Source organism: Algoriphagus oliviformis, assembly GCF_017254915.1.
In the GTDB taxonomy this organism is placed as follows: domain Bacteria; phylum Bacteroidota; class Bacteroidia; order Cytophagales; family Cyclobacteriaceae; genus Algoriphagus; species Algoriphagus oliviformis.
In genome coordinates, this window is the sequence record NZ_JAFKCT010000002.1 from 67,272 (window position 1) to 93,618 (window position 26,347).

Annotated in this window: 21 protein-coding genes and 1 riboswitch; of the genes, 12 read left to right on the forward strand and 9 right to left on the reverse strand. The window is 51.8% G+C overall.

Annotated features, from left to right (window positions below; genetic code table 11):
* Window position 1 precedes the first annotated feature (1 nt).
* The 4 genes from J0A68_RS05980 to aceK form a co-directional block, all read right to left on the reverse strand.
* A complete protein-coding gene (locus J0A68_RS05980; protein WP_206577284.1) occupies window positions 2-844 on the reverse strand; it encodes a DpnII family type II restriction endonuclease in 843 nt (280 codons plus the stop codon).
* 3 nt (window positions 845-847) lie between these two features.
* Window positions 848-1,870, reverse strand: coding sequence for a DNA adenine methylase (locus J0A68_RS05985; protein WP_206577285.1), 1,023 nt, complete (start codon window positions 1,868-1,870; stop codon window positions 848-850).
* Window positions 1,871-2,000: 130 nt separating this feature from the next.
* Complete coding sequence (locus J0A68_RS05990) at window positions 2,001-3,437, reverse strand: leucyl aminopeptidase family protein (RefSeq protein ID WP_236021373.1); 1,437 nt, start codon at window positions 3,435-3,437, stop codon at window positions 2,001-2,003.
* A gap of 93 nt (window positions 3,438-3,530) precedes the next feature.
* Window positions 3,531-5,255: a bifunctional isocitrate dehydrogenase kinase/phosphatase gene (gene aceK / locus J0A68_RS05995; protein WP_206577286.1), complete on the reverse strand. Its 1,725-nt coding sequence runs from the start codon at window positions 5,253-5,255 to the stop codon at window positions 3,531-3,533.
* A gap of 396 nt (window positions 5,256-5,651) precedes the next feature.
* On the opposite strand from aceK, the gene J0A68_RS06000 reads away from it, so the two are divergent.
* From J0A68_RS06000 to J0A68_RS06015, 4 genes are all read left to right on the forward strand, one after another.
* Window positions 5,652-6,341: a bifunctional isocitrate dehydrogenase kinase/phosphatase gene (locus J0A68_RS06000; protein ID WP_206577287.1), complete on the forward strand. Its 690-nt coding sequence runs from the start codon at window positions 5,652-5,654 to the stop codon at window positions 6,339-6,341.
* The gene (locus tag J0A68_RS06005; RefSeq protein ID WP_206577288.1) at window positions 6,331-6,966 is read left to right on the forward strand and encodes an NUDIX hydrolase; all 636 of its coding nucleotides are present in this window, start codon (window positions 6,331-6,333) and stop codon (window positions 6,964-6,966) included. The genes J0A68_RS06000 and J0A68_RS06005 overlap by 11 nt, the downstream gene beginning before the upstream one ends.
* Before the next feature lie 61 nt (window positions 6,967-7,027).
* Window positions 7,028-8,281 carry a DUF819 family protein gene (locus tag J0A68_RS06010; RefSeq protein WP_206577289.1) on the forward strand — a complete coding sequence of 418 codons (1,254 nt, stop codon included), beginning with the start codon at window positions 7,028-7,030 and terminating at the stop codon, window positions 8,279-8,281.
* Complete coding sequence (locus J0A68_RS06015; RefSeq protein ID WP_206577290.1) at window positions 8,281-8,523, forward strand: (2Fe-2S) ferredoxin domain-containing protein; 243 nt, start codon at window positions 8,281-8,283, stop codon at window positions 8,521-8,523. Before J0A68_RS06010 ends, J0A68_RS06015 begins: the two co-directional genes overlap by 1 nt.
* Before the next feature lie 24 nt (window positions 8,524-8,547).
* Here the strand turns inward: J0A68_RS06015 and J0A68_RS06020 are convergent, their stop codons facing one another.
* The gene (locus J0A68_RS06020; RefSeq protein ID WP_206577291.1) at window positions 8,548-8,868 is read right to left on the reverse strand and encodes a YbjQ family protein; all 321 of its coding nucleotides are present in this window, start codon (window positions 8,866-8,868) and stop codon (window positions 8,548-8,550) included.
* Between the two features lie 241 nt (window positions 8,869-9,109).
* On the opposite strand from J0A68_RS06020, the gene J0A68_RS06025 reads away from it, so the two are divergent.
* From J0A68_RS06025 to J0A68_RS06060, 8 genes are all read left to right on the forward strand, one after another.
* Window positions 9,110-13,438 carry a PAS domain S-box protein gene (locus J0A68_RS06025; protein WP_206577292.1) on the forward strand — a complete coding sequence of 1,443 codons (4,329 nt, stop codon included), beginning with the start codon at window positions 9,110-9,112 and terminating at the stop codon, window positions 13,436-13,438.
* Between the two features lie 56 nt (window positions 13,439-13,494).
* The gene (locus J0A68_RS06030) at window positions 13,495-14,811 is read left to right on the forward strand and encodes a hypothetical protein (protein ID WP_236021374.1); all 1,317 of its coding nucleotides are present in this window, start codon (window positions 13,495-13,497) and stop codon (window positions 14,809-14,811) included.
* An 88-nt stretch (window positions 14,812-14,899) separates the two neighbouring features.
* Window positions 14,900-14,999: riboswitch (SAM riboswitch) on the forward strand.
* 64 nt (window positions 15,000-15,063) lie between these two features.
* Entirely contained in the window at window positions 15,064-16,119 is a 1,056-nt protein-coding gene (locus J0A68_RS06035; RefSeq protein WP_206577293.1) for a homocysteine S-methyltransferase family protein, read from the forward strand.
* The gene (metH, locus tag J0A68_RS06040) at window positions 16,112-18,793 is read left to right on the forward strand and encodes a methionine synthase (RefSeq protein ID WP_206577294.1); all 2,682 of its coding nucleotides are present in this window, start codon (window positions 16,112-16,114) and stop codon (window positions 18,791-18,793) included. Before J0A68_RS06035 ends, metH begins: the two co-directional genes overlap by 8 nt.
* A 3-nt stretch (window positions 18,794-18,796) precedes the next feature.
* Window positions 18,797-19,747, forward strand: coding sequence for a methylenetetrahydrofolate reductase [NAD(P)H] (gene metF, locus J0A68_RS06045; protein WP_206577295.1), 951 nt, complete (start codon window positions 18,797-18,799; stop codon window positions 19,745-19,747).
* A gap of 189 nt (window positions 19,748-19,936) precedes the next feature.
* Window positions 19,937-20,602 carry an energy transducer TonB gene (locus J0A68_RS06050; protein WP_206577296.1) on the forward strand — a complete coding sequence of 222 codons (666 nt, stop codon included), beginning with the start codon at window positions 19,937-19,939 and terminating at the stop codon, window positions 20,600-20,602.
* A gap of 39 nt (window positions 20,603-20,641) precedes the next feature.
* Window positions 20,642-21,493: a hydroxymethylglutaryl-CoA lyase gene (locus J0A68_RS06055; RefSeq protein WP_206577297.1), complete on the forward strand. Its 852-nt coding sequence runs from the start codon at window positions 20,642-20,644 to the stop codon at window positions 21,491-21,493.
* A gap of 38 nt (window positions 21,494-21,531) precedes the next feature.
* Window positions 21,532-22,134, forward strand: a complete 603-nt coding sequence (locus tag J0A68_RS06060; RefSeq protein ID WP_206577298.1) for a Uma2 family endonuclease — start codon at window positions 21,532-21,534, stop codon at window positions 22,132-22,134.
* Between the two features lie 2 nt (window positions 22,135-22,136).
* Here J0A68_RS06060 and dprA read toward each other — a convergent pair whose 3' ends face one another.
* The 4 genes from dprA to J0A68_RS06080 all read right to left on the reverse strand — a co-directional run bounded on the left by dprA (window position 22,137) and on the right by J0A68_RS06080 (window position 26,300).
* A complete protein-coding gene (gene dprA / locus J0A68_RS06065; protein WP_206577299.1) occupies window positions 22,137-23,264 on the reverse strand; it encodes a DNA-processing protein DprA in 1,128 nt (375 codons plus the stop codon).
* Window positions 23,236-23,589: a MerR family transcriptional regulator gene (locus J0A68_RS06070; RefSeq protein WP_206577700.1), complete on the reverse strand. Its 354-nt coding sequence runs from the start codon at window positions 23,587-23,589 to the stop codon at window positions 23,236-23,238. Before J0A68_RS06070 ends, dprA begins: the two co-directional genes overlap by 29 nt.
* Before the next feature lie 128 nt (window positions 23,590-23,717).
* Window positions 23,718-24,422: a 16S rRNA (uracil(1498)-N(3))-methyltransferase gene (locus J0A68_RS06075; RefSeq protein ID WP_206577300.1), complete on the reverse strand. Its 705-nt coding sequence runs from the start codon at window positions 24,420-24,422 to the stop codon at window positions 23,718-23,720.
* An 81-nt stretch (window positions 24,423-24,503) separates the two neighbouring features.
* Window positions 24,504-26,300 carry a DEAD/DEAH box helicase gene (locus tag J0A68_RS06080; protein WP_206577301.1) on the reverse strand — a complete coding sequence of 599 codons (1,797 nt, stop codon included), beginning with the start codon at window positions 26,298-26,300 and terminating at the stop codon, window positions 24,504-24,506.
* Window positions 26,301-26,347: the final 47 nt, after the last annotated feature.

The following is a 26,347-nucleotide window of genomic DNA, read 5'->3' on the forward strand; positions in this document are numbered from 1 at the left end:
ATCAGAGATTCAGCTCACTTTTAAGTTGGAGTAGATCTGAGAGTAATTCCTCTCTCATTTTTTGGGTGTAGATCCGATAGATATCCCCATAGTTTTGAAACTCGATCAGTCTCTCGAGGTCGCGCAATCTCGCTTTCCATGTGATTCCGTCCGTGACCAGAATGAAATAAGTGTCACTTCTTTTTTCAAAAATGATTTTCTGTACGTCGCCGATTACATCGCTTTGCTTACTCCCGGTAGCACCATAGGCTTTGACCTCGATGACGATACTTGGATGTTGGGTGGACGGAATACAAAAATCGGCTTTGGCTGTAGTCAATCCTTTGGCACCCAAAAAGCTTTTTCTAATCTCAAACTCATCAAAAACGGCAGTGAGGATCGATTCAACAAAATCTTCAAGGTTTTTTCCGCGTCGTTGTCCCTTGATGGCACTTCCACGGCCGAGTTTCAGTCGCTCCTGGACAAGGTCTCTCCATGAGTAGGTTCTCGAAACCAGCTGGTTTAGTGCTGTAATCAGTCCATATTCCGCCAGAGTCCGGGCGTAGTTCGTAGGATGGATAATAAAAGCCAGCTTTCCGTAGCCATTCGGATTGTTGAAAAATATAGCTTTTAGCGTTTCTGTGAATTCGTCTTTGGATTGCTCGAGCGCCAGTCTAAAGAATGTGATCCCGGTTTCGTAGTCTCGCTCTAGGATTTGGACTAAATGTGCTTCGGTGATAGGTACATTCAAAGACAGTTCGTCCAAGAAAGTCAGAAAATCGACAGCAAATGTGTCTTTCCAATCCGTGGCCACTTCTCCAAGCTTCTCGATGAGTTGCTCCTTTGTTTGCGTGATTCTCCGCATGAGTTAGTCTTTCCCGATGATTAGATACTCAACCACATTAGCACGCATAGCTTTGGAGTGGTTGCCAAAATTATAGCGATGGGATTTGGTCTTCACCTCTACTGTGGCTTTTTGGTTTTTCATCAGGGAGACCAACGTGTCAAGATCCGGGAAGGCATTGGAGGAATAGGAAAGCGCAATGATGCTGTCGGAAAACTTGTCAAACATATTCTCAAACGCTTCAATGGCTGTCTTTTTATAGGAAAAAGGAGTATACTTTTTCTGGATCTTTTTCACTTTGGTGTCTTCCATGATCTGTTCTCCATGCCAGTATTTCGAGAGGCCTTCAAGGAAATGGTACCTTTTGACGTAGCAATTGTCGTCCGAAGCAGGGACATAAGGAGGGTCAAGATAGACCAGATCCGGCTTGCAAGATTGGGTGTCAATTTCAAAAATACTTGAATGGAGAGATTGATTTTCTTGCTGGTTGTCAAACACTACTTCGTTGTAGATGGCGACTTGTTCCAAAAAATGTCTTTGGAGAGATATTTTCAGATCCCGGCGGCCATCATCGTATTTTTCCAGATTTCCAGATATCGTAAAAACCCCCCTAGGCTGTTTTTTCAGACAAGACCTAAACAAGGCAGTTAGCGCTAGCGCTTTTTTGTAAGGAGAGGTCAGCTGGGCGATGTTGTGGCTGATTTTGTCCAGAAAGACCAAATCGTCCTTGGAGTAAAAAACCTTGTGAAATGTCTTTTCGATGAAATCGTCGGATTTCACATCCATGTTGGTCAATGCACGGATATCTTCCTCCTCCAAGGTGGTTTGGTTGTTTTCGATCAGGGCTTTGGAAATGGTGGACGGGAAATTCAAAAAGTCATTGGAATAGACCTGTTTATCCATTGATTTGAACAGATAGGAAACCACGCCTGATCCAGAAAAAGCATCCAAGGCTGAATCAAACTCTAACTCGCTGAAAGCCTCGTAAAACCAAGGGATCAACTTGTACTTGCTCCCCATGTAGCGCATCAGAGGGTAGGATTCCATCCTCTCCATCGCATTTGTTTCAGTTAATTGGGGGATTGTGAGTTGTTCCATCTATTGACTGTTCTTCGAAATAAATATAACCGGATTGCCCTAAAGTCGGTTCGGGTTTGTAAAGTTGTGACTGAATTTGTCACACTTCTGTTTTACCAATGTAACCCTCCATATACTTCAACAGCAAGCCCACACCATAGGCCGTTCCGGTCTTGGTTTTCGCAAATTCACCGTCCATGAAAGACACACCCGCGATGTCCAAGTGCGCCCAGGCAGCGTGCCCGTGGGTGAAAGCCTGTAAAAACTTTGCCGCCGTAATCGCTCCCGCGAAGGGCTTTCCGTGGTAGTTTTTGATATCCGCAATCTCTGAATCCATCTCCCGGGCATATTCCTCCCAGATCGGCAAGGGCCAAGACCGTTCGCCAACCCCTTCACCGGCTTGCTGTAGCCCATGGGAAAGGCCGCCGTCATTGGTAAACAAGGCCGCGCACTGGTAGCCGAAAGTCCCGATGGAGCTTCCGGTCAGCGTGGCGAGGTTGATGAGCTGGTCGGGTTGGTAGTTTTTGACCAGATAGGACAGACCGTCGGCCAGAATCAGCCGTCCCTCTGCGTCAGTATCAATCACCTCGATGCTGAGTCCCGCATGGCTACCGATCACCTCGGAGGGCAGGTAGGCATCTTTGTCCACGGCATTTTCCACTGCCGGGACGATGGTGGTCAGATGGATCGGCAGTCCGAGATCCGCCACCAGTTTCGTAGTGGCGAGCACGGCAGCCGCGCCACCCATATCGGACTTCATCTCGTGCATACCTTGGGTTTTCACATTGAGGCCGCCCGTGTCAAAGGTCACGCCCTTGCCGACTAGGCCGAGATGGAATTTGGCTTTCGGATGTCGGTACTCCAGGATGATAAATTTCGGCTCTCGGGCAGATCCTCTCCCAACTGCCAGAAAAGCCTCCAGACCTTCAGATTTTGCCTTTTTAGTATCAAATACCTTGACGTTTACCTTGTTTTTTTTGCCCAAGTCCTTGGCCCAATCCGCCAGATATTCGGGCGTGATTTTGTTGGGCGGAAGGTCGACGAGCTCGAATGCCGCCATCTTGGCGGCGGCGATTTTTTCCGCACGCTCAACTAACTCATCGATGTTTTTCAGGGCAGAATGTACTTCTACCTTCAGCTTTGCAAAGCTCTTGGGCTTCTCTTTTTTGTAAAAGCCGATGGAGTAAGTTCCCAAAATCAAGCCGATCAATCCCGCTTCGGTTTGCTCTGGGGTAAAGGTCGCCGGAAAGTCGAGCGATAGGCCGGATTCGGCGAGCTTTTGGTTTTTGGAAAGGATTCTCCGAAAGGCCGTTTCGACGGTCTTGTATTCCGGCTCCTTGCCTAGGCCCAGGAGCAAAACCAATCTTCCCTCGGACTCCAAGCTGTAGGAGGAGTCTTTTTCCCCGGAAAAAAGAAGCTTGGACAGAGGCGACTGAACCAGCTTTTCTTTCATGGTCGAAAGGTTTTCCTCGCCCATAACGGGAATCACGCGCAAGGCAGTCTGGGAGGGCTTTTTTGGATTGGTCTTGAAGTGCATGGATATCTGTGACTTAGGGTTTGGGAGAAAAAAAGCGGAAATGACCGCTTTCTTTCAGCTTCGAAAATAGGCTTTGGAAGGCTGAATTCTAAATCAAACCGGCTCGCCGGGCCGGAATCGGATCTCCTCCGGATAGGGAAAAGCGTGGATCAGCTCGCCGCTTTGGATGCGCGTTTTCAGCGAATTCCAGTATTCGGGGTCAAACAAGTCGCGGTGATACTCCAGGAAGTGCGGCTTTAAGTCCGCCCGACCGATCATCCAGCGTCGGAAATCCTCGGGAAACACGTCGTTTTTGTGGATCTCGTACCAGGGCTCGGCGGCGTAGATCTGCTCGAAGTTTTGGGGCTTGGGCTTTTCCCGGAAGTTCATGTCGCCGAGAAACTCGATCTCGTCATAGTCATAGAAGATGACGCGTTTTTGGCGGGTGAGCCCAAAGTTTTTGGTCATCATATCGCCCGGGAAAATGTCCGCCTGGGCAAGCTGCAGGATGGCTCGGCCGTAGTCCTCTACCGCGCGAAGTCCGTCCTCGGTGGAGCAGCTTTCGAGGAAAATGTTGAGCGGCACCATTTTTCGCTCTGTGTATAGATGCTTGATGATGAGGTAGTTTTCTCTGATGTCCAAAAGGGAATTAGTCGTGTTTCGCAGCTCCTTCATCAGCTCCTCGCTGACTCTGTCCAGCGGGATCTTGAAGGACTCAAACTCGTGGGTGTCGGCCATTCTGCCGACACGGTCGTGCAGCGAGACGAGCTTGTACTTTTCCCGAACCTCTTGGCGGGTCATGTTTTTTGGGGGCTCAAAGTGGTCTTTGATCAGCTTGAAGACGATGTTGAGCGAGGGTAGGGCGAAGACCGTCATCACCATCCCCTTGATCCCCGGCGCGACGACAAACTGGTCGGTACTGGTCTCCAGGTGATGCAGAAAGTCCCTGTAAAAGAGCGTCTTGCCGTGCTTGTTGAAGCCGATGGCGTTGTAGAGCTCGTGGATTTTTTTGTGCGGAATCACCGAGCTGAGAAACCCTATGATCTGGGAGGGCACTTCGGCCTCGACCATGAAATAGGATCGTGTGAAGCTGAACAGGTGGCTCATCAGATTGGGGTCAAAGATGAGCGTGTCCACATAGATGCCCTTCGGCCCGTGCATGAAGGGGATGATGAAGGGCATCCATTTTTTTCCCACGAAAGTCCTTCCAATCAGGTAAGCGGCTTTGTTTCGGTAAAAAACCGGCTTGAGCAGCTGGGTTTTGGTACCGACCTCGACCCGGTATCGGGTAAGTATGACCTCTTTGACGCCTTCCACCAAAAAAGCGACGTCCTGCTCACGATACATGTATGGCACCCCAAAGTCAAAGTCGTTAAGGATCTGTCGGATGATCTGCTCCAGCCCCATTTCGGCAGGGTAGGTGTGGAGCAGCTCGGAGTTTTCCCGGATTTCGCAGGAACTGTAGCCTTCCATCACAAACATCAGCTCCTCGTCCAGCGGATTGTCGGGGAAGGTTTTTCGGAAAACAGAATTGAAAAAAGTCTCCGCCAGCTCCACATCCGGCCGCTCGGCAATCAAAAGCTGGTATTCCTGCCGGATCAAGGCCCAAATGGCCCGGTTGCCGGAGTCCTTTCCCAAGATCTGCTGGAAGATTTTGACCAACTGGAACAGGAGGTCTTTGTATAGCCTCAGACGCTGGCGGTGGTTGAGCTGGGTAGCTGGCCAGTTGCGCTGGGCAAAGTAGAGCGGAGCCAGGCGGGTGTAGGTTTTGAAGGTCTCGGTGTAGGTGAGGAAGCCTTCAAAAATCCGGTTGGCAAGAGGTCGGGCGCGCTGTGGCATAGGAAATTTGGCGGTATAGGCTGGAAAATAATTTTTTTAGGTTTTTTGGGCTATAGTTTTTTGAAAAAAGGCCTGATTTTCTGTGGCTTAGGAGCTTCGGTTTCATGCCGAATAAAATTTTGAAACTTTTTCGCAATCGATTGTTTGGTGGAAATGAAAACATTTTCTACTTTTCGACTGTATTCATGAATTGAATATCTACAATAGGTTTAATAGGTTTGAGAGCAGGAAAAGGCCAGGATGATATCCAGGCCTTTTTTGTTTTTTAGGGACATGCAACGGCTAAATAAAATCCTGCCTGGAGCGAAAACCATAAAATTATCTTTGATCGCCATAGGCCCGCAAGATTTGATTTTTCCCCCACTTCTCTTAGCTTCATCTTTCAAATTTTCTCCCATGGGTACATCGCGACTTTTTCTTTTCCGGGTATGGATTTTAGTGTTGATAGGTATATCTGCCTGCGAATCTTCGGATTCAGTCAAGAGCGAGGAGACCAGCGAAATCAGCCCGGATCTGGGAATGGTGGAAGAAATGCGAACGCAAATCGACTTGGGCTTGGCCCAAAAGTCGGGCTGGCAAAAACACTGGGCGGCCCAGATAGGGAGCTTCGATTCACAGAATTTCGAGCTTTTTGCGCTGGACTCCATCGATCCCCTGGAGATGCCGGAGAAGAATCCCATCCTTGAGGGCGATCCGCTTTTTCCCTATCAGATTCCCCATCCTGAGGGCAACGGAACCATGGACATTTATTCCTATAAGGTGGAGGCCCAAGATGGACTAGACCATCCCTTTCTCAATCCGGACTCCGAGGTCATTTGGTATCGCTCGGACGGGATGAAGGAGCGGCTGCTTTTCATGGGGCCCTCGGGCATGTTTGAAGAGGGGATGTGGATGAGTGCGAGCAAGTTTTTGGTGCTGGGCTTTTTGCAGGAAGAGCAGGGATTTAGGCCCATGGCCTGGATCCTCGATCTCGATAGCCACCAGTTGTATCAGTTTAGGCTAGACCAGCTCGTAAGAGATTACAGCTACGAGTCCTACTTGGACCTAAAGCTGAAATCCGTGGATTTGACCACCGATGGAGTTTGATTTTCTCATTTCCGTACTAGAAAGAAAACTGAAATCCCCGCTTCCCGGCAAGGAGGCGCATCTCAGGATGTCGCCCCGGCCTGTGGACCAAAGGAGGTTTGAGCCGGTTTTGCCTGAAAATATCCGCAATAGCGGGGTGTTGATCCTTTTTTACCCCGACGGGCAAGGCTCTTTTTTCCCATTGATCAAAAGGCCGGAGTATCCCGGTTTCCACAGCGGACAGATGGCTTTTCCCGGAGGGAAGATGGAGCCGGAAGATGAAAATATCGTCCAAACCGCGCTACGGGAGGCGGAGGAAGAAGTCGGCATAGCCAGGCATGAAGTGAAGGTATTGGGCAAGCTGAGCGACCTGTACATTCCCACGAGCAATTTTTTGGTGAGTCCGGTGGTTGGTTTTTTGGAGCGGAGTCCGGACTTCGTGCCAGATCTCAGCGAGGTGTCGCGCATCGTGAAGACTGACCTAAGGGAGCTGCTGAGTCCGGCGATCCGAAAGCAGACCGTCTTGGAGATTAGCGCCAACAGAACGCTCCATACGCCTTATTTTGAGATTGACGGGGAAGTCGTGTGGGGCGCTACGGCGATGATTCTGAGTGAATTGATCGCAGTGCTCGAGTCCGCGGACTGACAAAAATTGGTCAGTCTGCGCTTTTGTTGGTATTGTTGCAGTCGAATCCCGAGACTAATCCATGGAAGAAAACACCCCTTTGATCAGCAACGATGCCGTCGTGCTGGGCCTGCTGATGACGACTTTGGCATTTGTGTTTGCCACTTCTGCCAGCAAGCGCCCTTTTTGGGTCAAATTTTACACCTACGTTCCCACGGTTTTGCTCTGTTATTTCATCCCTGCGGTATTCAACTCGCTGGGTTTGATTTCAGGTGAGTCTTCCGGACTTTACAAAGTGGCTTCGCGCTACCTACTGCCGGCTTCGCTGGTGCTTTTTACCATCAGTATTGACCTCAAGGGCATCTTGAGGCTGGGGCCAAAGGCGCTCACCATGTTTTTGGCCGGTACGGTTGGGATCATGTTTGGAGGGCCCTTGGCTTTGCTGACCGTTGGTTTTCTGTATCCGGAAATCTACGCGGGGACGGGCCCGGACGAGATTTGGAGGGGACTTTCGACCATAGCGGGCAGCTGGATCGGCGGAGGAGCCAACCAGACAGCCATGCTGGAAGTCTTCGGGGCGAGTCCGACCTTGTTTGGTCAGATGATCGCCGTGGATGTCTTGGTGGCAAACCTTTGGATGGCGTTTTTGCTGTATTGGGCAGCCAAGCCGGAAAAAATCGACAAGCTGCTGAAGGCCGATTCCTCTGGTATCTACGAGCTGAGGGATAGGATCGCGAAGTACCGAGAAGGGATCATGAAGATCCCGAATTTGGGCGACACCATGCTTATCCTTGGTTTCGGCTTTGGGGTGACTGGCTTTGCCCATTTGTGTGCTGATTTCTTGGCGCCTTGGTTTGAGACCAACTATCCCCAGCTCAATCAGTATTCGCTCAATTCCGCCTTTTTCTGGATTGTGGTGATCGCGACCACGGCGGGGCTTTTGCTTTCCTTTACCAAGGCCCGGGAGCTGGAAGGTGCCGGTGCATCGAGGATGGGAAGCGTGCTGTTGTATATTTTGGTGGCGACTATTGGGATGCAGATGGATCTGGGCGCAGTGCTGGACAATCCTGTGTTTTTCCTGATCGGCATCCTATGGATGTTTTTCCACGTCACGATCATGATTGTCGTGGCTTGGGTGATCAAGGCGCCGTTTTTCTACGTGGCGGTGGGCTCCCAGGCCAATGTCGGAGGGGCGGCTTCCGCACCTATCGTGGCTTCGGCTTTTGACCCCTCTTTGGCTTCCGTGGGCGTGTTGATCGCGGTATTGGGCTATGCGTTGGGAACTTATGGGGGCTATCTTTGTGGTTTGATGATGCAGGCTGTTTCGGGAATGTAATGAGATTCAATCGCCATCTGGTATTTGTGTGCAGCGGATCGGACTGCAAAAAGGCCGGCTCTAAAAAGATCCGCAAGGAGCTAAAGCATGCCGCGACCGAAGGGACGCTGAAGGGGCATTGCAAGTTTTTTCAGACCAAGTGCATGGACATGTGCAAGTCAGCCCCTGTGGTGGTGGTGGACGGGCATTTTTGCAAAAAGACAGACACCAAAAACGTGATGGAGCAAATCAAAAAGGCCTGAGCAAGTCAGGCCTTTTTTTGTGTTTTAGAGCTTCGATACTTTCACCGCCGTGCCGCTGACAGTGACCATCAGCATGCCGTCGCGGATGGTTTCGTAGTCCAGGTCAATGCCCACGACCGCATTGGCGCCGAAGTGGCGCGCTTGCATTTCCATTTCTGAAAGTGCCGTGGCTTTGGCCTCGCGGAGCACCTGCTCGTAGGCCGAGGATCTCCCTCCGACGATATCGGTGATGCTTGCGAAAAAATCTTTGAAGACGTTAGCGCCTATAATTGTCTCCCCGGATACGATGCCGAGGTATTCGTCGATCTGAAAGCCTTGAAGGGACGGAGTGGTGGAAATGATCATATTAATGGAATTGGATTGAAAATAAATGTAATTTATGGGTTCAGACGGCATTTCTAAAAGGAATGTTCGTTTGATTTGGACGGATTTCATGGCAGAAGAAATTGGCCTGCCGTCCAGCGATGTGATCGAAAATCTCTTAAAGATAAAGTTGTCTGTTTGTTTTTAAGTTTTTCTTTTTAAATATTAACAGCGCTATTTGGGCTAAACAAACCCTATTTCCCCAGATACTTTCATTTGATTGATGAGCCAGTTCCAGCAGTTTGACATTTCTGATTTTCTGGATGAAGTACAGGAGCCCATGATTTTGATGGACGCTGAGGAGATTGTGTTTTTCAACAGGTTTTTTAGGGAAAAGCTCGCCTCGATCTCGGATGACTGGCGGCTGTTTTTCGACCGCTCTGGGGTTTTGGACGAGCTTGATCTTTTCTTTGAAAAGGGAACTGTCCCTAAGTCCCGGGTGATCCAGGATCTGGTACTTGCCGATGGAGGCGTAGCGAGGTTTGAGTGGGCATTTATCCACCTGCCATCCAGCTACACTTCCCGTTTTCTGATTGCGAAGGGTACTCAGCTGAGGGAGGAGAGGAAAGTGGCTGGCGGGGCCTTTCCCCTGCGGGTGGGGCCTCTGGCGGACGAGCTCAGCTTCATGCAGAGCATTCTGGACAACAGTCACGATCTCATTGCCATCCTCGACGAAAACGGCAACTACAAGTATATCAGCGACTCCGTGACCGAGAAGCTTGGCTACGACATGGAGGATATCATCGGGAAAAATTACCGGGATTTTGCAGCCAGGGATATTATAGAGGTGGTAAAGGGGGACTTTGCCGACGTGCTGGTCTCCCAGGAGGAAGTTGCCATTGATTTTTGGCTGAGGTTGCCAAACGGCAACCGGATCTATCTGGAGAGTTTTGCCAAAAACCTGCTGAACCACTCCCAGATCAAAGGCATCATCTTCAGCTCCCGGGACATCACGGACTATATCAATACCGAAAAGTCCCTCCAGCGGCGCTATGAAATCGAAAACCTGATCATCCAGGTTTCCTCCAGTCTCATCAACGGTAGTCTGCTGCAGCTGGAAGCCGAGTTTTTCTCCGCAATCTCCAAGTTTGGCGAGTTTCTTCAGGCGGGGCAGGCAGACCTTTTGGTTTTCAACAGGGAGTCTGAGCGTCTGGAAGTACAGACTTCCTGGACTGCGGGGAAGGAGCAAGCGGCGCCGCACGTCGTCCTGTCCAAGGAAGAGCTGAATCTCGTTTTCGAAAACCAGCCCTATTTGGAAAAGGGGAAGGTGAGGCTGATCAAGCCTGCTCTGCCTCGACCTCATGCGATCCGCGATCTTTCCCATTCGAGAATACTCGTACCCATGCTGTCGGGCACGCGGCTGCTTGGCCTGCTTAGGTTTCAGTCCTTGGCTCCGTTTTTTCCCTTCGAGGAAAAGGAAATCCAAGTCCTTCGCCAGCTTGGGGATGTCCTGGCTGGAGCGTACGTCGGGAGCCAGATGACCCAAAGGCTGGAGCGAAACGAAAACCTCCTGGCATATACAGAACTGCTGTCCAAGTCAGGCTCCTGGAGGCTGAGCACCCATAAGCGACGTTTTCATTTTTCTGGGGGCTTGGCCAGCTTGTTTGATTTGGGGACGGAGCCGATTATACAAGACTTTTGGTTTTTGGTCTTCAAGATAGACAAGCCCTGCCGGCCAGACTTCATCCGCAATCTCAGACGGTCGATCAGTGAGCTGGTGAGGACTTCCGGTGAATTCACCACCACGAATGCGGAAGGAAAGGTCAAGTTCATCAGCTACGAGATCGTGGGCAAGCGGGAATTTCTCAGCCAAGGGTTGGAGGTCTATGGGTTTTGCACGGACATTTCCCACAAGCGAGCCACGGACAGCTACCTGAAGCTGCAGTCCCAAATCTTGGCCCAGGTGAGCGACCCTATTTTGGTGGCGAATCTTGAGCTGGAAATCATCTACCAAAACGAGGCCGCCGTAGAACTGTGTTTCGGAAGCGGCGAGCGGGACTTTGAGGTGGGCATTCGGGATCTGGTATCGGTCAAGTGGCAGCCGGGGGAGTCGCTCGAGCAAATCACCTCGGGACTGGCCGTGGGGGAGGTGTGGAAGTCAGAGCGGCAGATCAAGACAAGGGACAGGGATTTTGCCCCGTTTGATATCTCCGTTCAGGCTATCCATGCAGAGGGGGCAGAAAAGATCGGCTACTCCATCATTTTGAGGGGACTTGAGGAAAAATACCGCTCAGAGCAGATCGCCAAAGGTGCCAAACTGATCGTGGAAAATAGTCCTGCGGTGCTGTTTAGAGTGGATCCCAATGACAATTTCAGATTTCACTACATATCGGAAAACATCAGGCGCTACGGCTACGAGGCATCAGATCTCATCAACGATGGCAAATCGGTGCTGGATCTCTTGCATCCAGAAGATGCGAAAATGGTCATCTCGAAGTCGAAACAAATCAAAGTGGATCAGGGTGTGCCGGCTTTTTCGGGTGAATACAGGCTCAGGACTGCTTCGGGAGACTACGTATGGGTCGAGGACAGTGCCCAGGACGTCGTGACCGAATCGGGGAAGATCGTCCTGCACGAGGGACTTTTCCAGGATATTTCGGATAGGAAAAATCTGGAACTGATCCAAAACGAACGGGATAGGCAGTATAGGGTATTGGCCGCCAACATTCCCGACACCAACGTCTTCCTGATAGACTCCGACCGCACGTACATCCTGGCCGAGGGCACCAATTTTGAAAAGTGGGGGCTGACGAGAGAAGACTTTGAAGGCAAAAAGCTGAAAGACCTGCAGCTCACTCCCTACAGTGAGATCAGCGAGATCATCGATAGGGTGTACGAAAACCGGGAGATCGTCGAGACCGACTTTGTGCTGAAGAACCGCAGGTATCATCGAACCATCCGTCCTATCGTCATCCACGATCAGGTAAAATATGCGCTTAGTATCGTCAGGGACGTGCAGGATGAGTATCAGGCCAAGCTCGACCTGCTGCAATCTGAGGAAAAATACCGAAGACTCGTGGAGGAGTCGACCGAGATCATTTTCTCCCTCACGGAGGCCTTTATCCTGCACTACGTTTCTCCAAACGTCAAGCAGTTTTTGGGCTACGAGTCGGAATGGGTCATCGGCAGAAGCATTTTTGACTTTCTCCATCCAGACGACCTGGACGTTTTTCAGGCCTTGCTGGGGGAGAGTTCGGACTTTCTCGCCCAAAACCAGTTTTTGGAGTACAGGCTGAAGCACTTCAACGGAGAGTACCGGGTGTTCAACTCCAACGGAAAGATGATCCAGGACAAAAACGGTATCCATAGGTACTACACCGGCGTGGCACGGGACATCTCTAAGCTAAAGGAAACCCAGCGGGAGCTCTTGTTGGCCAAGGAAAGGGCAGAGCAGGCCTCTCAGGTCAAGTCCCAGTTCCTGTCCGTGATGAGCCATGAGATCCGTACGCCGATGAACGCGGTCATCGGCCTTACCCATCTTTTGGTGGAAGAAGATCCTCGGCCCGACCAGCTCGAAAACCTCAAGACGCTCCAGTTTTCGGCTGAAAACCTCATGGGTCTCATCAATGACATCCTGGACTACAACAAGATCGATTCGGGAAAGGTGGACTTGGAAAGGGCGCCTTTTGATCTGAGGAACATCATCCACAGAATCGTCCATTCGCACAGCTACCAAGCCCATGAGAAGTCGCTCCGAGTATCCTGCGAGATCGACGAGGCCATCCCCGAGACGCTGATCGGCGACTCCCTCCGCATGGGACAGATCGTCAACAACCTCGTGTCGAATGCCATCAAGTTTACAGAAAAGGGATTTGTCAGGATCTCGATTTCCCGCGAATTCACCCAGGACAATGTCACCGACATCCGTTTTGTATTCGAGGACACGGGGATAGGAATCCCGGAGGCCAAGCGGAAAACCATTTTTGAGGCCTTTACCCAAGCCTCCTCGTCCACGAGCCGTAAATATGGCGGCACCGGCTTGGGGCTGGCGATCGTCAAGCGCCTGGTGGAGCTGTTTGGCGGCGAGATCGAGGTGGATGCCCGTCGGGGAGGAGGCAGTGTCTTTGAGTTTACGCTTCCTTTTGAGTTCATCGACCAGCGCAAGATCGAGGCGGAAAAGGCCATTCAGCTTTCCAACCAGCGTTCCTTGGAACAGGCTTCCATCCTGGTGGCCGAAGACAACGTGGTAAACCAGATACTGATCCGCAAGTTTCTCAGCAAGTGGAATACCGGCCACTTGGTCATCGCGTCCGATGGCAAGGAAGCCCTGCAGGAGTTCAATGCGGGGGACTTTGACCTGGTACTTCTTGATCTGCAAATGCCGGAGTTGGATGGCTTTGCGGTGGCGCATGCGATCCGCACGCACGCCGATCCGGAGCGGCAGCATGTCCCCATCTTGGCTTTGACAGCCGCCTCGCTCAATGAGGTGAAGGAGGAGATGCGAGTCAGCGGAATGGATGATTTCGTGCCAAAGCCTTTTTCCCCGGAAGTGCTCTTCGAGAAAATTTTAAAGTATCTCAGCCCAAAAGATCGGGATTCAAATGGGGTTTAGCATTAATTTTGCCTAGTCGCAGCGGAAATGCTCCGCTACTTCACAACCCCGAATACATGACTCTTTTCAGAAGGCTACTCCTTTTTATCTTCCTGATATCCTTACCGGTTTTACTAGAAGCGCAAGAGCTGGTCAACAAGCGATCTTCTTTTTACGCCTTCACGGGCATCTCCGGAGCCAAGTTGAGACAGTTTAACGAGATGCTGGAAGATAGGGGGCTGTCTCCGATGCGAAACCGATATCGTTCCTATGGGCTTGGCTATCAGGCTAGAATCAACGATTTCGTGCTGGGGTTGGAGCTCTCCCAGCATCAGAGCAAGGCGAGTCATTTCGATGAGTTTGACATCAAGTACCGCACGTCCAGAGCGCTGCTGAATGTGGGCTATGCGCTGACGGAAGAGGGTAAATTCCAGCTGATCCACTACATGTCGCTTGGCGTGGGATACCTGAATTTTGAAATGCTTCCCGCTGATCAGACCCAAAACCTGGAGGACTTTCTGCTCGATTCCAAGGAGGGCTTTATCCTTAGGGAAAACAACATCCACAAAGGATCCCAATATTTTGGGGATTTCCTCACCGAGATCGGTTTTCAGCTGAGCTATGATTTTGATCTGCCTGGCAGAAAAGAGGCGGTCGAGGTACTGGCCAAGGTGGGCTATTCCTTCAGCCCCTTTGAGGGAAAGTGGGAAATGAACGGCTACTCCTTTGACAATACCCAGTCGGGGGCATTTGTGCGGATTGGAGCGGGAATATCGCTTCCTGACCGCAATTTTTTCTACAAAGACGCCTCTATCGGGGCCTCGCTGTATCGGGGGTTTCATTTCAGCAAACCGGAAACGCTGAACGGAGAGCTGGCAAAAAAAGGGCTACAGTCTCTGGAAGGTGCTCCAGCCAACTGGGGCTTGAGGATTTTGGGAGAGACGGACGGCCTTCTCTATGGGGTGGACGTGTTTAACTCAGCCATGAAAGGCATGGCCTCAGACAGCCAAGAGCAGACGCTCAACAGCCTGCGTATCTATGCCAATGCCGGGATGAAGTTTTTCCAGTTCAAAAATTTCTCCCTTGGCGCGATGGGAGGGCTGGGCTACGGCAATATCCGATACACCCTCAGCGAAGTCGAGAAACCGGACTTCCCCGAGCTTTTTGAACAGCGCTATTTTGACGGCTACCTGAAGAACTCCGGGCTGATGGCCAAGCCCGAGCTGCTGATCGAATACGGGATTCCGATGACCAACAGAAACCTTTTTGACCTGGTACTCGGCGCTTCTGCCGGATACGAGCTCGCCCTGAGCAACTACCGGCTAGGCGAGTTGGGCATGGCGCCCTTCCTCTCCGGGCCGGTGGTGGGACTAAGCTTGGGAGTGCGGCCCTGATTCCCGATTTTGAATTATTCGGGGAACAAAAAACGAGGAATTGAATTATAACCGAAGCATTTTGCCAAAAATGCTGTTACCTTTGTGGGGCTTATCGAGAAAGACTGAGGGAAGGGCCCTACGACGTCTTAGCAACCTGTAACCAAGGTGCTAACTCCCATTCCGGAAATGCCGGGAACAGATGAGCGGACAAGTACCAGTACTTACCTCCGTGTTTTTGCTCGATTGGCTTTTTGAACTAACTATAACGCGATGCAAAACAGAACGGAAACCCTGCTTCAAGCCCTTCAGAATCGGATTTTGATCCTCGATGGAGCCATGGGTACCATGATCCAGCGATATACACTGACCGAGGAGGACTTTCGCACGCCTGACCTGGCTGCCCACCCCAAAGCCCTCAAGGGCAACAACGACCTGCTCTCCCTGAGCCGTCCCGACATCATCAAGCAGATCCACCGGGAATACCTCTTGGCGGGTGCCGATATCATCGAGACCAATACCTTTTCTGGGACTACGATTGCCCAGGCGGATTACGAACTTTCCCACCTGGCCTACGCCATCAACTATGAATCCGCAAAGCTTGCCCGAGAGGTGGCGGATGAGTTTTCCGTCAAGGAGCCGCTGAAGCCCCGCTTTGTAGCTGGAGCCATCGGCCCGACCAACCGGACTGCGTCACTTTCTCCAGACGTCAATGATCCCGGCTATCGTGCGATCACGTTTGACCAGCTGGCAGAGGCCTATGCCGAACAGGTGAGGGGGCTGTTGGATGGAGGCTCCGATATCCTATTGATCGAGACGATCTTTGACACGCTCAATGCGAAAGCTGCGCTGTACGCCGTGCAGGAGGTCTTTGAGGAAAGAGCGATCCCGCTCGACCCGAGAGAAGGCGGGATTCCGATTATGATTTCGGGGACGATCACCGATGCTTCGGGCAGGACGCTGTCCGGACAGACTACCGAGGCGTTTTTGATCTCCGTTTCCCACGTTCCGCTGCTTTCGGTGGGTTTGAACTGTGCTCTGGGAGCCAAAGAGCTTCGCCCATATCTGAAAGTTTTGGCACAAAATGCACCTTTCTATGTCTCCGCCTACCCGAACGCGGGCCTGCCAAACGAGTTTGGAGCCTATGATCAGGGAGCCAATGAAATGGCGGATCAGGTGCGGGAGTTTTTGAGGGAAGGAATGCTGAATATCCTGGGCGGATGCTGCGGCACCACGCCGGATCACATCCAGGCGCTGGCCAAGCTGGCGGCGGAGTTTCAGCCAAGAAAAATCGAAGAAGTAACCGAGGAGGAGGAAAGCAATGTCTAAAAACTACATGAAGCTGTCTGGGCTGGAGCCGTTGGTTTTCACCCCGAATATCAACTTTGTCAACATCGGTGAGCGGACCAACATCACCGGATCCCGGAAATTTGCCCGGCTGATCCTGAACGGTCAATACGACGAGGCGCTGGAGATTGCGCTCGACCAAGTGCGCGGCGGAGCCCAAGTGCTGGACGTCTGCATGGACGAAGGCATGCTCGACGGGGAATTTGCCATGGTGAAGTTCCTGAACCTGATCGCTTCCGAGCCGGAGATCGCGCGTATCCCCATCATGGTGGACAGCTCCAAGTGGAGTATCATCCTCGCCGGACTGAAATGCATCCAAGGCAAGGGGATCGTCAATTCCATTTCCCTGAAAAACGGCGAGGCCGAATTCATCCACCAGGCCAAGACCGTGAAGAAATTTGGCGCGGCGGTGGTCGTGATGGCTTTTGACGAAGTCGGACAGGCCGATACCTACGACCGCCGGGTGGAAATCTGCTCGCGCAGCTACCGCATTCTAGTCGATCAGGTCAAGTTCAATCCCCAAGACATCATCTTTGACCCGAATATCTTCCCGGTGGCTACCGGCATGGAGGAGCACCGCAGGAATGCGCTGGATTTTTTCCTCGGGACCAAATGGATTAAGGAAAACCTTCCCGGAGCCAAGGTCAGCGGTGGGGTGAGCAACGTGTCCTTCTCTTTCCGCGGCAATGACCGCGTGCGGGAGGCCATGCATGCCGCTTTCCTCTATCACGCCATTCACCACGGCATGGACATGGGGATTGTGAATCCGACCATGCTGGAGGTCTACGACGACATTCCCAAGGATCTCTTGGAGCGCGTGGAGGATGTACTTTTTGACAAAAGGGAAGACGCCACGGAGCGCCTGCTGGACTTCGCGGAGACGGTGAAGTCTGCTGGCAAGAAGGAGGTCGTCAACGAAGCATGGAGATCCGAGCCGGTCGCCAAGCGCATCGAGCATGCCCTGGTGAAAGGGATTCTCGACTACATCGTAGAGGATACTGAGGCTGCCCGATTGGAGCTGAACAATCCCCTGAAGGTAATCGAAGGACCTCTGATGGACGGGATGAACGTGGTGGGAGACCTTTTTGGAGAGGGGAAAATGTTCCTTCCCCAAGTGGTGAAGTCTGCCAGGGTGATGAAAAAAGCAGTGGCCTATCTCGAACCGTTTATGCCACTTCCGGAAGAGGGGCAGGAAAGCTCGTCCCTGAAAAAGATTCTACTCGCCACCGTCAAAGGTGACGTGCACGATATCGGAAAAAACATCGTAGGCGTAGTCCTGGCCTGCAACAGCTACCAGATCATCGATCTCGGTGTGATGGTGGATTCGCAAAAAATCATTGACGAAGCGCTCAAAAATAAAGTCGACATCATTGGGCTCAGCGGTCTGATCACGCCATCCCTCGACGAGATGGTCAACGTGGCTTCCGAGATGGAGCGGCAGGGATTGAAAATCCCTCTGCTGATCGGCGGAGCGACCACTTCCCGCATCCATACTGCCGTGAAGATCGATCCGGTCTACTCGGGCACGGTCGTGCATGTGACCGACGCGAGCAAGTCTGTGCCTATCGCTGGAGAGGCGATCTCGGAGGAAACCAAGGAATCCTATCGTCTGCAAATCAAGGAAACCTACCGACAGCTTCGCGAAGAGCACGAGGCCAAGCAGTCTGTGAAACAGCTCGTGAGCTATGCCGATGCCAAAGCAAATCCGGTGGAGATTGACTGGACAGCCTTCGAGCCGGTAAAGCCGAAGGTGCTTGGAAATACGGTTTTGAAGGATTTGGATCTCTCGGTGGTGAGAAACTACATCGACTGGACGCCGTTCTTCAGCACCTGGATGCTGAGCGGCAAGTATCCCAAGATCCTCGAAGACCCAACTGTAGGCACCGAGGCGAAGAAGCTCTTTGCCGATGCGCAGGTGATGCTGGATCAGATGATCGCCGAGAAGTGGCTTTCCGCCAATGCGGTCTTTGGGCTTTATCCCGTGCAGCGGGCAGCCGATGATGCGGTCGTGTTTGACGAAAAGGGAGAAAGTGTGGCCAGTTTCCACTTTTTGCGGCAGCAGGGCAAAAAGGGAAAAGGCGTGCCCAACCGCTCACTGGCCGACTATCTGCATCCCGAAAGGACTGACTACATCGGCTGCTTTGCGGTGACCGCGGGTATCGGCATGGAACGAAAACTGGCCGAATTCCAAGCCGCTGGCGATGACTACAACGATATCCTCTTCAAGGCTTTGGCCGACCGCTTAGCTGAAGCGGCTGCAGAATACCTGCACGAGGAAGTCCGAAAGAACTATTGGGGCTACTCCACGGAGGAAAGCCTGGACAACGACTCCCTGATCCGCGAGGAATACCTTGGAATTCGCCCAGCACCGGGCTATCCGGCTTGCCCGGAGCACTCCGAAAAGGAAACCATCGCGCGACTGCTTGACATGGAAAAGACTGCGGGGATCACGCTGACCTCCAGCTATGCCATGTACCCGACCAGCTCGGTTTCCGGCTTCTATTTTGCCAATCCCGAAAGCAAGTATTTTGGCCTTGGCAAAATCGGGGAGGACCAAGTGTCCAGCTACGCCGAGAGGAAGGGAATCACCCAGCAGCAGGCTGAGCGTCTGCTTTCTCCCAATCTTGCCTATTCTCCAGCACCTATTTTAAGCTAATTCATGAAAATCACCGAGCACCTTAAAAACGCGAAATCGACGCTTTTTTCTTTTGAAATATTGCCTCCGCTCAAGGGACAGAGCCTGAAAGAACTGCTTGAAGGCATAGCCCCTCTGATGGAGTTCAAGCCGCCTTTTGTCGATGTCACCTACCATCGCGAGGAGTTTATCTATAAAAAGCATCCCAACGGACTGCTCGAAAAGGTCAGTACCAAAAAGCGCCCCGGGACTGTGGGGATTTGCGCGGCCATCATGAACCGCTTCCATGTGGATGCCGTGCCGCACCTGCTTTGCGGTGGCTTTACCAGAGAGGAGACCGAGAATGCGCTCATTGACCTGAACTTCATCGGTGTGGACAATGTGCTGGCGCTGCGCGGAGACGCTCCAAAGGGGGAACGCTTCCTTCCGGAGCCGGAGGGACATAGCTTTGCGACGGAGCTGGTGGAGCAGATTCTGCGGATGAACAACGGGCGCTACCTGCATGAGGAGACTGAAAACAGCTACCACACCGATTTCTGTATCGGAGTGGCCGGCTATCCGGAGAAGCACTTCGAGGCCCCGAGCATGAAGTTTGACTTGAAGTACCTGAAGGAAAAAGTCGATAAGGGTGCGGAATATATCGTGACCCAGATGTTTTTTGACAATAAGAAGTATTTTGAGTATGTGGACAAAGTTCGTGCTGCCGGCATCACCGTGCCGATCATTCCGGGCATCAAGCCGATTGCGACTTTGGGACAAATCACGAGCCTGCCGAGGACGTTCTTCCTCGATCTGCCTGACGCACTGATGGATGACCTGGAAAAATGCAAGACCAACGCCGAGGTAAAGGAAGTGGGGATTGCCTGGTCGGTAGCGCAGTGCAAGGAGCTGATTGCTGCGAATGTGCCTTCCCTGCACTTCTACACCATGAGCAAGGCGGATACGACCTATAAGATCGCGAAGGAGGTCTTTTGATGAAGACCGGAGTATTATAGTTGCAAGGCTCAGTTCCAAATGGGATTGGGCCTTTGTTTTGCCCGGCAAAACGTATATTTTCGCCGGAGTCAAAGAAATTAGTTGTAAATCCTTATGCGGGCACTTTTACTTTCTGTCTCGGCAGTTTTCATTGTTTTCCAGTCCCATGCTCAGAATTTTGTGAGGTACTTGAACAAGTACGACATGGAGATCAGCAAACCTCAGAAGGCCGAATTTGAATATTTTGAGCTGGTGCAGGGGCAAGGCAGCGTAGTCTTGATCCACAGGTTCCAGAGGGATTCCGTGAGGGTTTTTGAGAAGACGGTATTTTTTGACAGTGTAGGAAATCAGGTGGCGATGAACAAGCGGGAATTTTACGCATCAAAAAAGCTTAAATCATTGGAACGGGCAGACTATCTACTGGATGAAAGTCAAACGAAGACCTACTATGAAACTGGATCTCTCAGAAGTGAGGTGATGCAACGGGAGGGAGAGGTGTTTTTCGAGAAATACTATGACTCGCAGGGTGTGGAGGTTCCTAAATTTGAGCGGTCTCCTCCGATCCCGAAGGGTGACATGCTGGGGTGGAACCAATATTTGAGCACCACTTTGCAATATCCAGTCGATGCGCGACGGGCTGGCTATGAAGGGATGGTTATTGTTGTTTTTACATTGGATAAGGAGGGGGTGATTTGCGATCCGCAAGTGTTCAACGAAGGGGAGAATCACCAATCTCTGGAAAGAGAAGCATTGAGGATTTTCAAAGAATATCCCTATCGTTGGGTACCGGCGACGGAGGAAGGAGTGCCAGTAGAGACCGTAGTGCGGCTACCAATCCGGTTTAAGTTGGGCTAGCGTTCCGGTTTTCCAGACTTAATCTCCCTATCTTCGACTATGATCAAGCTAATCGAATGCCCTCGGGATGCCATGCAGGGCATACCCGGATTTATTGACACGGCGATCAAGGCAGCCTATATCAACCAGCTCTTGGAGGTCGGTTTTGACACGGTGGACTTTGGGAGCTTTGTGAGTCCAAAGGCCGTCCCCCAGATGCGGGACACAGCCGAGGTGCTGGAGCTGCTGGACTTGCACCATGCCAAATCGAAGCTCTTGGCCATCGTTGCCAACGTACGTGGAGCTGAGGATGCGCTGCACTTTCCTGAGATCGACTACCTGGGTTTTCCGCTTTCGGTCTCGGAGACTTTTCAGCAGCGCAACACCAATGCCTCGATCCAAGAGGCCTTGGAGACAGTCGAGACCATCCAAAACCTCTGCGAAACCAAGGGCAAAAAGCAGGTGGTTTATCTCAGCATGGGCTTCGGCAATCCCTATGGTGATCCGTATTCGCCTGAATTGGTGGCGGAGTTTGTTGAGAAGCTGGCCGATCTGGAGATCGAGACGGTATCGCTGTCCGATACGATTGGTGTGGCCAGTCCGGAACTGATCACGCAGCTTTTCGCAGTCCAAACGCAAGCGTTTCCCCAGATCGAGTTTGGCGCGCACCTGCATAGCAGACCTGATCGGGTTTCGGAGAAAGTGCTGGCGGCTGTGAAAGGCGGATGCCAGCGCTTTGATGGAGCCTTGAAGGGCTTTGGGGGATGCCCGATGGCGAAAGACGAGCTGGTGGGCAATCTTGCCACTGAAACAGTGATCGAAACCTTGGAGAAAGCGGGCTATGAGCTAGGCTTGAAAAAGTCGGAATTGGCGGAGGCGATGAAGCTGACGGGTTTTGTTTTCACTTCTTAAGCGATTGACGTTCATTCTGATTTTTGTAAATTCTGCGTATGAAATCCGAGAAAAACGACCATGTCAAAGAGCCCGATATTGAATATGGGCTGTACACGTATGCAGACTATCTCACCTGGGAGATGGACGAGATGGTTGAGCTGATCAAGGGAAAAATATTCAAGCGGGATATTGCAGCCCCGGCGCTGAATCACCAGCGGATTTCCATGCATCTCTCCAATAAGTTCTACAATTTTCTCAGAGGAAAAACCTGCCAGGTTTTTCATGCGCCATTCGACGTAAGGCTGCCTGTGAAATCAAGAAAGAACCAAGACATCGACACGGTGGTGCAGCCGGATATTTGTGTGGTCTGTGATCCGGCCAAGCTGGATGCTGCGGGTTGTCTTGGAGCTCCAGACCTGGTGGTGGAGATCCTTTCACCGGGAAACAACAAGCGCGAGCTGAAAAACAAGTACGAGGTGTACGAAGAGGCAGGTGTCAGGGAGTACTGGGTCATCCATCCCAACGAGCAGACGCTACTGATCTACTCGCTTGTCGAAGGGCGATATCAAGCCTCGCGTTTTTTTGTGCCGGGCGATGAAGTCACTTCAGCCTGCCTGCCTAGTTTTTTTCTTGATTTGGAGGAGATTTTTGAAGAGTAAGCTTAAAGCAAAAGCTTGAACTTCTTTCCTGGCAGGGACTTGACGATCCCCTCAAACTCCAAGGAAAGAAGCTTGGAGGAAAGCATTCCTAGGGGGATTTCAGTTTGATGGCTAATCTGGTCGATTTCCGATTCGCCTTTTTCTTGCAAAAGCTTCAAAATCAAGATTTCATCCTCCTCTCTCCCGTTTAGATCGAGTTTGGCCTTTTTGGCGGATTCTTCTCCAGGTTTGTTCCAAAATAGCGCCTCCGCCACGTCGCCTGGACCGGTATAGATGCCGGCTTTCATCTTTCGGATCAGCTGGTTGCACCCTTCAGAAAAGGGCGACTGAAGGTTTCCGGGTACGGCAAAGACCTCCCGATTGTAGCTGTAGGCGATCTCAGCGGTGATGAGCGCACCACCTTTTTCGGCTGCCTCGACCACGATCAGCGCATCGGAGAGGCCAGCGATGATGCGGTTTCGGGCGGGGAAGTTGCCGGGTACCATCGTGCTGCCCGGCGCGTATTCGCTCAGGAGTAGGCCTGTTTCTTGGAGTTGCTCGGCTGTTTTCCTGTGTGCGGCGGGGTAGATCTGTGAGAGCGGGGAGCCCATTACCGCGACGGTAGGCAGACCGACCTGCAGGGCAGCCCGATGCGCTTCGATGTCTATGCCATAGGCCAGGCCGGACACGATCACCGGCTGATAGGGCAGGAGGTCTTCGACGATTTTCCGCGTGACAGTCTTGCCATAGCTGGTCGCGGAGCGGGTGCCTACGATTCCTATACTCCGGTCAAAGTTCAGATTTCCATTTCCTTGGGCAAAGAGCAGAATTGGACCGTCATCTAGGGATTTTAGTCGTTGGGGAAATCCAGGATCTGTCGAAACGAGGATTTGAAAGCCTTTCTTTGTGCAGGTTTCGATCAGCTCGTCGGCTTTGCGGAGCAGGGATTCTGCCTGTTTTTGGATTTCCAGAAGTTTTTCCCCGACCCGGGGGATTTTGGCGGCCTTCCCTTTTGAGAGGGTGAAAAAAGCCCTTGCCGAACCGCTGTACGCCACGATAGCCTTGAAGACTCCGGGGCCTATTTTTGGGGCTTGGGAAAGGGCGAGGGCGTAGCGAAGGTGGTCAGGATCCGTTTCGGGCGTTGAGTTCATTCTTCAGATTGATTAAAAAGTCCTTGATTTCCTGAAGTTTCTGAACTGCTGCCACTTTGTCGAAGCCCTGGTTTTTGCCCGAAGTGATGACTTCTTGGGCTCCCTGAAGCGTGTACCCTTTTTCCTTCACCAGGTGGTACACATAGCGGATCTTTTGGATGTCGTCCTTGGTGTAGCGTCGGTTGCCTTTTTTGTCCTTTTTGGGGCGAATGATGTCGAATTCCCCTTCCCAGTACCGAATCAGCGAAGGCGCAACCTTAAACATCTCGGCTACTTCTCCGATGGAATGGTATTTCTTCTCTATCTCTCGCTCTTTGTACGGCACAGCAGTATTGGTTAATGTCAACCCTCCAAGGGTTTCAAACCCTTGGAGGGTTTTGGTAAATATCTAAGTTAAAAAAATGCTCCGTGACTTCAAGGGATACTTGAAGCTACAGGAAAAAAACGCGCGATTCAGCGGTTTATTATCTGCAGCATTTGTACTGCGGCCAGCCCGGCAGTCTCCGTGCGAAGCCGGCTTTTTCCCAGGGAGACGGGCAGAAAGCCATTCTCAAAAGCCTCTTGGATTTCTTTGGGGTCAAAGTCCCCTTCCGGCCCGATCAGTATCAGGTACTTTCCGCCAGGCTTAGCCACATCGAAGAGATGGTTTTCATGCGTGTCATCCACGTAGGCGATGAACTTTTGGAAATCGTCAAAGCCGTCCGATTTGAAAAGATCTTCGAGTTTCACGGTGGGACTTAGGCTCGGAATCCTATACTTCAGACTTTGCTTGCAGGCAGAAATGACCTTTTTGAGCAGGCGGTCAGTCTTCAGAAAGCTGCGCTCGGAGTTTGTTGTTTCCAGCAGTGTCAATTCATGAAATCCGATTTCGGCGATCTTTTCCACCATCCATTCCATACGGTCTGGGCTTTTGGTAGGAGCGATGGCGAGGTGGATGTGGAATCCGTCCTCCGCCACATCCTCGGAACTCAGGATCTTTAGAACGGCTTTCTTTGGATTGGCTTCGAAAATCAGCCCCTCGAACACCTGCCCCTTGCCGTTGGTGAGGCGGATGGGGTCCCCCTGCTTTTTGCGCAGAACCCTCACGAGGTGTTTGGATTCCTCCTCGTCCAGATGGGTGAGGGGGAGGGTGATTGTTTCTTGGAAAAAGAGCTGCATGGAAGGAAACTGCGGTCAGGACACAAAAAAAGCACATTTCCTTCAGAAATGTGCCTTTAACCTAATTAACCTTTAACCAAATTAACCTTTTGAAATTTCCATATTTACGGCTTTCCCTTTGATCGTGTTGTTCTTCATCACTCGGATCACATGTTCCGCGTCCTTGTTTGGAACGTCCACGAAGGAGAAGTTGTCGAAGATGTCGATGCCACCGATGCTTCTGCCTGGTACTCCAGTCTCACCGGCGATGGCGCCTACGATGTCGTTTGGACGGATGCGGTCTCTGTTGCCCAGGTTCAGGAACAAGCGGGTCATGTTGGCCTCGCGGGTTCTTTCCTCTCTAGGGCCACGGTTTTCCCCTCTGTCGGAGAATCTTCCGCCTCTTTCGAAACGGTCACCGCGTCCTTCGCCTCTTTCGAAGCGATCACCACGGCCAAATCTGCCAGCACCACGCTCTCCACGCTCACCACGTCCGAATCGATCTCTGCCGCCTTCTCTGTTGCCAAAGTCGCGTCCTCCGTCTCTTCTGCGATCTCCGTAGGTTTCGATGCCGAAGTCTTGCTCTTTGAGCTCCTTCAGGGTCTCGCCCATGTTCATTTTGATCAAGCCCAAAGCGACTTGCTCGATGCTGAGTCCTTCAGCCAGCATTTGGCCGATGGTAGCTTCGAAGTGTTGGTTGTCTTCCTCGTTGGAAAGCGCGCGATAGACGTCTTTCACCAGCTGGGCTTTCTTCAGCTCTACCAATTCCGCCACGGATGGAGGAGTCATTTTTGCGATGGTCGCCTTGGTATAGCGCTCAAGATCTCTGAGCTTCATCGACTCTCTGCGGCCGGTGATGAAAGTGATCGCAGTACCGGATTTGCCTGCACGACCGGTACGGCCGATTCGGTGTACGTAATATTCTTCGTCCAGCGGAATGTCGTAGTTGAATACCGCCTCTACATTGTCCACGTCGATCCCACGGGCAGCTACGTCGGTAGCGACCAGTACGGAACAAAGTCCCTTGCGGAATTTGCCCATTACTTTGTCTCTTTGTGCCTGGGAAAGGTCGCCGTGAAGAGCCTCAGCCAAGATGCCTCTGGCACCCAAAGATTCGGTCACCTCGTCGGTCATTCGCTTGGTGTTACAGAACACCACGCTGAGCGCATAGTTGTTGATGTTCATCAAGCGGGCCATGAGCTCCATCTTCAGGGATGGCTTCACTTCATAGTACACCTGCTCGATGCGGGATACCGTCAGTTCTTTCTTGGCGACTTTGATGATTTCTGGCTCAGTTTGATACTTTTTGGTCAAGTCCATGATAGGCTTGGCCATAGTAGCGGAGAAGAAGACAGTCTGTCTCTCTTCCGGCATCTCCTGAAGGATCGCCTCGATGTCGTCTCTGAAGCCCATGTCCAGCATCTCATCGGCCTCGTCGAGGACGATGATGCCGACGTTGTCCAGCTTCAGTGTGCCTCTGCTCATGTGGTCTTGCACACGGCCAGGAGTACCCACCACGATCTGCACGCCCTTTTTCAGGATGCGGATCTGCTTGTCGATGGACTCGCCGCCGTAGATGGCCACGGAGTTGATGGCGCGGTGGTGCTTGGCAAGTTTTTGGATTTCTCCCTCTACCTGAACGGCAAGTTCGCGGGTAGGGCAGAGGATGATCGCCTGGGGCTTGTTGAAGTCAGGATCGACCAGGTCGATGATAGGGATGGCAAAAGCTGCGGTCTTACCGGTACCAGTCTGAGCCTGGCCGATGACGTCGCGTCCTTCGAGGACAAATGGGATAGCTTGTGCTTGGATTGGGGAAGGAGTGGTAAAGCCCATCTCTTCCACGGCCCGCAAGATTTCTTCCGAAATCCCCAGGTCTGAGAATTTTACAGTGTTTTCCATGAATGTTTCCTTACTTTTCTTGCCATGTTATCCTAAATCCCAGACAA